The sequence below is a fragment of the Methanobrevibacter wolinii SH genome, from assembly GCF_000621965.1.
GTDB lineage: Archaea > Methanobacteriota > Methanobacteria > Methanobacteriales > Methanobacteriaceae > Methanarmilla > Methanarmilla wolinii.
The window spans coordinates 77,421-87,921 of record NZ_JHWX01000014.1; the positions used below are offsets into that span (position 1 = coordinate 77,421).

Below are 10,501 nucleotides of genomic sequence, written 5' to 3' on the forward strand. Positions count from 1 at the left end.
AATAAATTTTTAACTTATTTTTAAAAAAAGTAAAATCTAAGATTTAGATTTTATAATGTTGTAACAGTACAACCATCTTCTTCAACAATGATTGTGTGTTCTGTCTGAGCTACCATTCCATTAGTTTTTTCTTTTAATGGATGATATGCATATATTGCCATTGCTCTTGAAAGATTTCTCATTGAAGCATGTAATCTATTTTTATTAAAATCTTTTGTTAACCATCTTCCAGAGAATGGTAAATCTCTATAATTATGTTCTATATGTTTTAAAACTTTTTTATCATGAGCCATTCTAAATGGTCTATCTCTCATAAATGAAAAAATGTATGCTCCTGGAATATCATCTACAACACCTATACCATCAGTTGCAAATGGTTCTACAGCAATTACATCTCCTTCTTCTAATTTATGTGTACTATGATTATTGTAATTAGGTATAGATAGTCCTGCATGTAAATTCCAATGTTCAAGACTATGTCCTGTTAAATTAGTAATTGGATTTAATTCATATTCATGTATTGCATCTTCTACTGCTTGACCTATTTCTCCAATTTCAACACCTGCATGTATTGTATCAATTGCTGCATTAAGTGCACTTTCAGATGCTTCAATAATATTTTGATTTTTCTCTAATGTTTTATCATCAAATACTTCTTCAAGATTATCTCCTGGAGCCATTATTGTAACAGCAGTATCTGAGATATAACCATTTACTTCAGCACCAAGATCTAATTTAACTAAATCTCCAGTTACAATTTTATTTTTATCTCCAAGTGGAGAGGTATAATGTGCAGTGATTTCATTTATTGAAACATTACATGGGAATGATATTCCAGCACCTTTATCTAAAATTCCTCCTTCAACGAATTCAACTAAATCTATAATAGGAGTATCATTTTTAATAAGTTTTATTGCATCTTTTCTTACTTCAGATATGATTTTTCCTGCTTCCATATATGACTTTCTTTCTTCTTCAGTTAACATTTATTGTCCTCCTAATTAATTTAAATCTTAATTATAAACATGATTTTAATATAATAATCATTTAATCAATATTTTTTATATTTTTTCATAATTTTTATATACTTTTAAATATATATTAACATTATATTTAATATTTTATCACATGGAGGATATATTCTATGGAAACTTTAGTAATACCAAATCAGATTTTTATTATAATTCTTGTTTTGATTTTTGCTATTCTTATTATTATTGTTGTTTATCAATGGAGAAAAGTTAAACAATCTCAAAATACTGTTAAAATGATTGATAAAGAGATTGAACTTAAAAAAATTACTATGGTTGAAAAAGATTTAGAATCTAAAAGATTAATGGAAAATCCTATACCATTACCTAAAGAACAACAAGAACATCTTTCATCTATTAGACAATCTACTTCTGAGTTAATGAATGAAATAGGTTATAAACATACTGAAATTAATGAAAGATTAGCACGTTTAGAAGCACAAACAGAACAGAAAAAACTTGAAAAAATGCTTAAAGACATTGAAGAAAAGGAGAAAAAACTTCAAAAATAATGAGGTTATAATATGGGTGTCATTGAAGCATTAGCTATTATAATTTTAATATTAGCTATTTTAATATTAATTTATTATTTTGTTTTAAACAATTCTAGTTCATTTAATGGATTTAACTTTAATATTCCTAAAATTAATTCAGAAGAAGAAGAAAGGCCGGGTTCTGGAGTAGATTCTGTTGATATTGAATTTGAAGATGATCAAGATGAAGATATAAAAATAAACAAAGAATCAGATTCTATGTCTAAATTTAAAGACATGATTAATGATTATGACATGTCTAGTTTTAACACAGATGCTTTCTCTCAAAAAATTGATGCTTTTCTTGATGAAAAAAGTGATCAACTTATTGAAGATTGGTCATTAGCTACTCAAAATGATTTAGATACTTTAGAAAGAAGATGGGCTTCTGCTAATGAATCTATTGAAGATTTAGAAAAAAGATTTGATGAATATTCTGAATTTACTAATGAAAGGTTAGAATCATTAGATAAAAGAATTGAAGCTTTAGAAGAAGATAAAGATAATTAATTCTTTATTTTTTATTTTTTTAACTATTTTTTTTATTATTTTAAGTTTTAGGGGAATTTTATGGAAAATAATGATAGACCATTGTTTAATACTCGTATGGCATTTATTTTTGCTATGATGGGTTCTGTTATTGGTTTAGGAAATATTTGGAGATTTCCATATGTTTTATATACTAATGGTGGAGCTTCTTTTATTGTAGCATATTTAATTGTACTTTTTGTTTTAGGTATTAATCATTTGTTCTTAGAATATGGTGTTGGTTTTAATTTTAAATCTGCTGTTGCGGGAGTATTTTCAAAAATTAATAAGAAATTTGAATTTATTGGTTGGTTTGTACCATTTAATATTTTTTTAGTTTTAGTTTATTATGTTGTTATTTTAGCATGGGCATTACTGTACTTTGGATTTAGTTTTACTAAAATTTGGGGTACAAATACTGATGCATTCTTTGGGAATATTATCTTAACTAATGGTGTTGGAAATTCTTTAATTGGAATAACAAAAATTTCTATTCCAGTAATTATTGCATTACTTATAATATGGTTATGTGTATGGTTTGTATCAAGTAGAGATTTAAACAAAGGTATTGGTAAAGTTACTACTGTATTAATGACTTTAATGTTTATTATGATGTTTTGTATTATTGTATTTGCAATAACTCTTCCAGGTGCATCTATAGGATATACTCAATTATTTAAACCTGATTGGGGAACATTATTTAATCCTAGTTTATGGCTGATAGTACTTGCTCAAATTGCATTTTCTATGGGTCTTGGTGATTCAACTGCTATTACTTACACTAGTTATGTTGGAAATGAAGAACATCATTTAATGGATAATGCAATTATTGTAACTTTAGCTAATCTTTTATTTGGTCTTTTTACAGCTTTTGGTATATTCTCTATACTTGGTTTCATGTCAAATACTCAAGGATTACCTTTATCTAAAGTTGTGACTGATGGAACTGGTTTAGTCTTTGTTGCATTTCCTGCAATTTTTAATGTTATGGGTAATTTAGCATATATTATTGGACCATTATTCTTTTTATGTTTCTTATTTGCAGGTTTTACTTCTGCAATTGCATTATTTGAACCTATGGCATCCTCCATTAATGAAAAATTTGAATTTTCACGTAAAAAATCAGCAACAATAATGGCTATTATTGGTTGTTTACTTTCACTTATATATGCTACAGGATCTGGAAGTTATTTATTATCAATAGCAGATTCATTTTTAAATGAAATTACATTGTCTCTTGTTATTCTTTCAGAAGCAATTATATTTGCATGGTTCTATGGTGCAGATAAAATTGCAGATAAACTTAATCAACATTCTAGTTTTAATGTTGGTAAAAAATGGAAGTTAATCGTTAAATTAATAATGCCTATTGTAATTATTTATTTATGGATTAATGGAGTTATGGATATATTTGTAAGGGGAAGTCATACTGAAATGATTATAGATTTAATATTTGTAATTATATTAATTGTAGTTCCTATAATTCTTACAAAATTATCTTCTAAAAATAATGAATTTTATAAAATTTAAATTTTATAATTTATTTTTTTATTTTTTCTTTTAAAACTTCTTAAAATTCTTATTTTTTAGAAACCTTTATATACTATATTAAATATAATATATTATACAGTTGTATTTTATACAAAATCTTGTTTATAGCAGGGTGGGGTAGTCTGGTAATCCCGCGGGGCTCATAACCCCGAGAGCCCTAGTTCAAATCTAGGCCCTGCTACTTTTTTTAAGTTTTTTATTATTTTAGTTATAGCAAGCTAAAGACAGTTACTGGTTTTTTACTAAGGAAACTCCATCCATCATTACAGAACTATAATGTTTTAAATGCATATGCTGAGAAGCATGACTCTGAAGCAGAAACGATACGTCTTTTAATGGATGAATATGATGTTTAACTGATTGACATTAAAAGTAACGGTGAAACGGTCATTCTATAGGGTGCAAGGATAAATTTGCTAATGACAACTGTATGAGGCAAGGTAATTCGCGAAGATGAATACTGTTAAACAGAAGGTGGGTTACTCTTAGCAGGCTATAACTATTTAAAAACTTAGTTTATTTTTCACTATTTTTAAACTTACATGTTTTATAAAACAAAATTTATATTTAATTTCTTGTTTTTAGATATTTATAAATTATTTTTTTTAGATAATTATATATTTTATAAATTACTTATTTTAATTAGATTATTTTATTTTAAAAAATTAGTAGGATTTAATATGGCAGTTAAAGTTAGAGATTATATATTTTTACAAGCTTCTTTATTTGTTTATGCAATATGTGCTTTATGTGAAAAATTCACATCAAAGCTACCAGTAATGTCTACTAAATTTATTTTAGGATATATTTTTGTTGTAGCATTACTTGGAGTTTATGCAATCTTATGGCAACAAATATTAAAACGTATTGATCTTAATATTGCATTTTCAAATAAGGCAGTTACTGTTATTTGGGGATTTGTTTTAGGCTGTTTAGTTTTAGGTGAAACAATCAGTTTAAAAATGGTTGTAGGTGCTATATTAGTTATTACTGGAATAATTTTATTGATGGTGAATGACAAATGAATCCTTTTGTATTTTTATTTTTATTTTCAGTATTTATTGCATCTTGCTCTCAGATTCTTCTTAAAAAAAGTGCAATGCAAGAACATGAATCATTTATTCGTGAATATTTAAATTCATATGTAATTATTGCATATTTAATGTTTTTTGCTGGAACATTAATTACGATTATTTCATATAAAACAATTCCATTATCTTTTGGATTAATCTTAGAATCTGCAGGATATATTTTTGTAGCAATACTAAGTTATGTTTTTCTTAAAGAAATGCTTAATAAAAAACAAATTTTAGGATTAGTTTTAATTTTAATTGGTATTGTTATTTGTAATATTTAATTTTTTAATTTTTAATTATATTTTTTAATGATATAATATACATCATTTATATTATTTTTGCTATTTTTAAATATTTTTGAGTCTCTGTTGAAATATTATTTTTTATAATAATATAATAATATTTATACTTGAAAATTAGATTTAAAAAGTTTTTTTAATTACGAGAATCTTAATAAGATTATTATTATTATTTGATTGATTTTTAAAAATCATTATATTAAAAAAGTAGTTTATATTAAAAATAAATAAATCATATAAAATTAAAATTTCAAATACAATAAGCTTAAAAGTTAAAATTTACTTAAAAAATAGTTTTTATCTTACTTAATGATATTATATACTTATTTTAAAAATTTAATAATTATAAAGTTTTAAACTTTCATAAAAAATATTAAAAAAAGAAAAATAAGAATAAATTCTTATTTATGAAATTGAGTCTTTCATTTTACTGAAAAATCCTTTTTTGACATGTTTAATTTTTTCTCCACTAATCTCACCAAATTTCTTAAGTAATTTAGTTTGTTCTTTATTAAGATTTTGTGGAGTTACAACAATAACTTTTACATAAAGGTTTCCACGACGGTCACTACTATTTAGTAATGGCATACCTTGGTTACGTATTTTAAAGCTTGTTTCACTTTGTGTTCCAGGTGGTATAGTAAGTGTAACTGTTTTTCCATCAATTGTTGGAATATCTACTTTATCACCTAAACTAGCTTGTACAATACTAATTGGTTCTTTATAATAAAGACGTGAACCTTCTCTTTGGAATTTATTATTTTTTTTAATATGTACTGAAACCATTACATCTCCAGAAGGACCATTGAATTTTCCAGCATTTCCTGCACCAGATACTCTTAAACGATCTCCATCATTGATACCTTTCGGTATATTAATTGTGATAGTTTGATCTTCACGAACTGTACCTTTTCCATGACAGTTTGTACAAGGTTCTTTAATGATTTTTCCGCTTCCACCACATTTTCTACATGGTCTAACACTCATCATTTGTCCAAGAATAGTATTTGTAACTTCTTTTACTTGACCACTACCTTTACATTCTGGACATGTTTCAGGAGAAGTTCCAGGTTTAGCCCTTGTTCCATTACATTCTGGACAAGTTACATCATGATGTATTTTAATATCTTTTTTAATTCCTGATGCTGCTTCTTCTAAACTAATATCTACTTGTGTATAAATATCTGAACCTCTTTGTGGACCTGTACTGTTTCTAGATCTTGATCTATTTCCTCCACCAAATCCAAACATATCAAATATATTTCCAAGGTCAAAGTCATCGAATATGTCATCAAAGTTTACATTTTGGTATATATCCTCAGCAGAGAATCCATTCATACCTGCATGACCGAAACGATCATATTTGCTACGTTTATCTGGGTCAGATAATACAGCATATGCTTCACTAATTTCTTTGAATTTTTCAGTAGCATTTTCATCGTCACTAACATCTGGATGGTATTTCATTGCTAATTTACGATATGCTTTTTTAATGGTCTTTTCATCAGCATTTTTATCAACACCTAAGACGTCATAATAATCTCGCTTCTCTGCCAATTTCTTCACCTAATATGATAATATTAATTTTTAAAAAAATAGTAGATATAATATAAAAGTATTATATCTATCTTAATATATTATTTTTTAAATCTAATATATCTAATCTTTTACTTCATAGTCTGCATCGATTGAGTCATCATCTTTGTCATCTGATGAAGTATTATTTCCTCCAGCATTAGCATTATTTGCTTGTTCTTGAGCTGCAGCTTCTTGATATACTTTAGCACCAATTTTTTGTACTGCTTCAGTTAATTCTTTAGTTTTTGATTCAATAGCATCGATATCTTCACCAGTAATGAGTTCTCTTAATTCACTTACTAATTTGTCAATATTAGATTTTTCATCATCTGATAATTTATCTTTTAATTCATCAGTAGTTTTTTCTGCTGTGTAAATCATGGAATCTGCATTGTTTCTAACTTCAATTTCATGTTCTTTTTTCTTATCTGCTTCAGCATTCATTTCTGCTTCTTTAACTTTTTCTTGAATTTCTTCATCAGATAATTTAGTACTTGAAGTAATGGTAATGGATTGTTCTTTACCAGTTCCTTTATCTTTAGCAGATACATTAATAATACCGTTTGCATCAATATCAAATGTTACTTCAATTTGAGGTACTCCTCTTGGTGCAGGTGGGATACCTACTAATTGGAATCTTCCAAGAGTGGTATTATCATTTGCCATTGGTCTTTCACCTTGTACAACATGGATATCTACTGAAGGTTGGTTATCTTGAGCAGTTGAGAATATTTGACTTTTTTTAGTTGGGATAGTAGTGTTTCTATCAATAAGTTTAGTTGCTACTCCACCTAAAGTTTCAATACCTAAAGATAATGGAGTTACATCAAGTAAAACTAAATCTTTAATTTCACCAGCTAATACTCCTCCTTGAATAGCAGCACCCATAGATACACATTCCATTGGATCAATACCTCTTTCTACTGGTTTACCAATGAAGTTTTCTACATATTTTTGTACACATGGCATTCTGGTAGGTCCTCCTACAAGAATAATTTTATCAATATCTGATTTAGACATTTTAGCATCATTTAATGCTTGTTCCATTGGTCTACCACATTTTTGTACAATAGGGTCAACTAATTGTTCAAGTTTAGCTCTTGATAAATCATTAATTAAGTTTTTAGCTTCACCATCTTTCATTGTAATAAATGGTAAGTTAACTTGGCTAGTTAATGTAGTGGAAAGTTCAATTTTTGCTTTTTCAGAAGCTTCTCTAAGTCTTTGTACTGCTTGATCATCTTCCATTAAGTCAACACCAGTTTCTTTTTTGAACTCAGATGATAAATAATTCATAATTGCATTATCCATATCTGTTCCACCTAATTTAGTATCACCACTAGTGGATTTTACTTCAAATACTCCTCCACCAAATTCCATAATGGTTACATCTAAGGTTCCTCCACCTAAATCGAAAACCATAATATTTACATCATCGTCTTCTTCTTGTTTATCAATACCATATGCTAAACTTGCTGCAGTAGGTTCGTTTACTAATCTTACTACATCTAATCCTGCAATAGTACCTGCATCTTTAGTTGCAGTTCTTTGGTTATCATCAAAGTATGCTGGAACTGTAATAACTGCTTTTTCAATAGGTTCTCCTAAGAAAGTTTCAGCATCTTTTTTAATTTTTTGTAAGATAAAAGCAGAAATTTCTTGTGGAGTATATTCTTTTCCTTGTACTTTTACTTTTCTGTCTGTACCCATACTTCTTTTAATTGCACTAATAGTATTTTCTGGATTGGTAATTGCTTGTCTTTTTGCTGGTTCACCTACTAATTTTTGTCCATCATCAGTGAATGCAACATAACTTGGAAATGCTTTACCATATTGACTTGCACCTTCTGCACTTGGGATAACAGTAGGTTTACCACCAATAAGTACTGCTGCTGCTGAGTTACTTGTACCTAAATCAATACCAATAATTTTTTCTTTTTTAGTTTTTTCTGCCATATTATCACCATTTATTAATTTGATAATTTAATATATTTTTGAATTTTTTAATTTTAGATTAAATTTAATTTTTTTGTCTGATTTTATTAATAATAAATTAAATTTATCTTTAAATTTTAATAATTAATATAAATTTTATTTTTTACAAACTTTTACTTTTGAGTATCTAATAACGTCGCCTTTTAAGGTGTATCCTTTCATAAGTTCTTGGATAATGTATCCATTTTCTACATCAGGATTATTTTCGACTAATAAAGCATCATGTTTTAAAGAATCAAATTTTTCCCCTTCTGTAGGAATTTCTTCAACACCTTCTTTTTTAAGAGTATCTTTTAATTTTTTATAAATTAATTCTACTCCTTCTCTAAGTTCTTTTTCATTACTAGATTTTTCAAGTGCTCTACCAAGGTCTTCATAAGGATCTAATATTTTTTCAATTAAATCTTTATTAGCAAATTTTATGATATTTTTTTCTTTCTTTTCAGTTTGTTTTCTTAAATTCTCAAAATCTGCTTGAAGTCTTTGTAAATGAGCAATATATTCTTGAATTTCTTCATCTTTCTTTTCAAGTTCTGATTCCATTTCAGCTAATTGTTCTTCTGTAGTTTTAGATTCTTCATTTTCTTTAGATGTTTTATCTTCAGAATCTAATTTGGAATCTTCTTCTTTATTAGCCATTTGGTCACCTTTTTTAATTGATTATAAGATAACAATAATTTATTATTCATATTTTTTATTTAATCAATCTTTAATACAATGATTACCTTTGAAAGATAAAAACTTTTAACTTTAATATTTTATTTATGAAATATGAATATATAGGACATTAGTTATTAAAAATAACCATTGTATTAAAGATTTTTTTATATAAAATATTAAAGTAACCAAAAGTTATCTTTCTTATTTATCTTATAGTAACCAAAAGTTATATAAAGTTTTTGGTTTATAATATAAATTGATGACAGAAAAACAAAATATTAAAAAATCAAAAAATAATAATCTAAACCATGATATTGATATGGACGAAATTTTGGATATTATGGGCTCTCGTACTAGACGAGAAATTATTAATTTACTTAGAGAAGAACCTATGTTCGTTAGTGAAATATCTAAGGAATTAAACATAGGTCAAAAAGCTGTTATCCAACATTTAAGAGCAATGGAAGAAGCAGGTCTTTTAAAATCTTCCTATAAAAAAATAATTAGAGGTAGACCTCGTAAATACTACGATTTGCCTAATGATGTTACTGTTAACATTATTATTAGCCAAAATGTCTTTGATGTCAATGTTTCAGAGGATAGATTAAATCAAAAACAATTACCTTCTGGAGATGAATGGTCTAAATTATTGAATTTAGAGAAAAAAATTGATCAAGGTCATTATGAAGCTGTTGAAGAATTAAAAGCTCAAATACATTTATATAAAAATTTACTTGAAAGAGCAGAATATATATTAGAACGTACTTATAATACAAAGAATAATTCTTCAAATAATAATAATTATCAATTTGAATAATCTCAAATTCATTTTTTTAGATTATTCATTTCTTTTTATTTTTTTTTATTATATTTTTAAAATTAGCTGATTATTATATTGATTTAAACTTTTTTTTAAAAATTTTAGGGGCCTGAATTTTTCACATTTGTGATAGCTTTTGTAGGCCTGTTTTTGATGTATCGGAGTTCTGTATGAGTATTGTTCCTAATAATACATATAAATATAGGGTTTTTTCTACTGATTTTGGTGTAAATTTGTGTATTTTTCTCATTTCTAATGAATTTTTAAGTACTTTGAAATAATCTTCGATTTTACCTCTTATTGGTTTGTAATGTTTCCAATTCATGAGTTTACTGATTAATTCTTTTTTTAATCGTTTAAATAATCTTTTATTTTTATTTAATTGATTTTTATTTTTAAATATGTTTAATGAGTAGCTTAAAACATCATC

Annotated in this window: 10 protein-coding genes, 1 tRNA gene, 1 other RNA gene and 1 pseudogene; 8 read left to right on the top strand and 5 right to left on the bottom strand. The window is 26.3% G+C overall.

The features are described from left to right. Positions 1–50: 50 nt before the first annotated feature. Entirely contained in the window at positions 51–986 is a 936-nt protein-coding gene (map, locus tag T523_RS01940; protein WP_042707235.1) for a type II methionyl aminopeptidase, read from the bottom strand. A gap of 158 nt (positions 987–1,144) precedes the next feature. On the opposite strand from map, the gene T523_RS01945 reads away from it, so the two are divergent. The 7 genes from T523_RS01945 (at position 1,145) to T523_RS01970 (ending at position 5,000) form a co-directional block, all read left to right on the top strand. Continuing rightward, positions 1,145–1,543: a membrane protein gene (locus tag T523_RS01945; protein WP_042707236.1), complete on the top strand. Its 399-nt coding sequence runs from the start codon at positions 1,145–1,147 to the stop codon at positions 1,541–1,543. A gap of 12 nt (positions 1,544–1,555) precedes the next feature. Next, the gene (locus T523_RS01950; RefSeq protein ID WP_042707237.1) at positions 1,556–2,074 is read left to right on the top strand and encodes a hypothetical protein; all 519 of its coding nucleotides are present in this window, start codon (positions 1,556–1,558) and stop codon (positions 2,072–2,074) included. Between the two features lie 60 nt (positions 2,075–2,134). Continuing rightward, the gene (locus T523_RS01955) at positions 2,135–3,622 is read left to right on the top strand and encodes a sodium-dependent transporter (protein WP_042707238.1); all 1,488 of its coding nucleotides are present in this window, start codon (positions 2,135–2,137) and stop codon (positions 3,620–3,622) included. A gap of 127 nt (positions 3,623–3,749) precedes the next feature. Continuing rightward, a tRNA-Met gene (locus T523_RS01960) sits at positions 3,750–3,824 on the top strand. 32 nt (positions 3,825–3,856) lie between these two features. After that, positions 3,857–4,137, top strand: an RNA gene (gene rnpB, locus T523_RS08725) — RNase P RNA component. Positions 4,138–4,323: 186 nt separating this feature from the next. After that, on the top strand, positions 4,324–4,668 hold the full coding sequence (locus T523_RS01965) for an EamA family transporter (protein ID WP_042707239.1): 345 nt from the start codon (positions 4,324–4,326) through the stop codon (positions 4,666–4,668). Next, positions 4,665–5,000 (top strand): EamA family transporter, encoded by a 336-nt coding sequence (locus tag T523_RS01970; RefSeq protein WP_042707240.1) that lies wholly within the window; start codon positions 4,665–4,667, stop codon positions 4,998–5,000. Before T523_RS01965 ends, T523_RS01970 begins: the two co-directional genes overlap by 4 nt. A 423-nt stretch (positions 5,001–5,423) precedes the next feature. Here T523_RS01970 and dnaJ read toward each other — a convergent pair whose 3' ends face one another. The 3 genes from dnaJ to T523_RS01985 form a co-directional block, all read right to left on the bottom strand. Further along, entirely contained in the window at positions 5,424–6,575 is a 1,152-nt protein-coding gene (gene dnaJ, locus T523_RS01975) for a molecular chaperone DnaJ (RefSeq protein ID WP_042707241.1), read from the bottom strand. 102 nt (positions 6,576–6,677) lie between these two features. After that, complete coding sequence (gene dnaK / locus T523_RS01980; RefSeq protein ID WP_042707242.1) at positions 6,678–8,552, bottom strand: molecular chaperone DnaK; 1,875 nt, start codon at positions 8,550–8,552, stop codon at positions 6,678–6,680. Between the two features lie 135 nt (positions 8,553–8,687). After that, positions 8,688–9,230 carry a nucleotide exchange factor GrpE gene (locus T523_RS01985; protein WP_042707243.1) on the bottom strand — a complete coding sequence of 181 codons (543 nt, stop codon included), beginning with the start codon at positions 9,228–9,230 and terminating at the stop codon, positions 8,688–8,690. 280 nt (positions 9,231–9,510) lie between these two features. Here T523_RS01985 and T523_RS01990 point away from each other — a divergent pair, with 280 nt between their 5' ends. Next, positions 9,511–10,068, top strand: coding sequence for an ArsR/SmtB family transcription factor (locus tag T523_RS01990; protein ID WP_052334602.1), 558 nt, complete (start codon positions 9,511–9,513; stop codon positions 10,066–10,068). Positions 10,069–10,189: 121 nt separating this feature from the next. On the opposite strand, the pseudogene T523_RS01995 reads toward T523_RS01990, so the two are convergent. Then, positions 10,190–10,501, bottom strand: a pseudogene (locus tag T523_RS01995) (hypothetical protein); the annotation flags it as partial.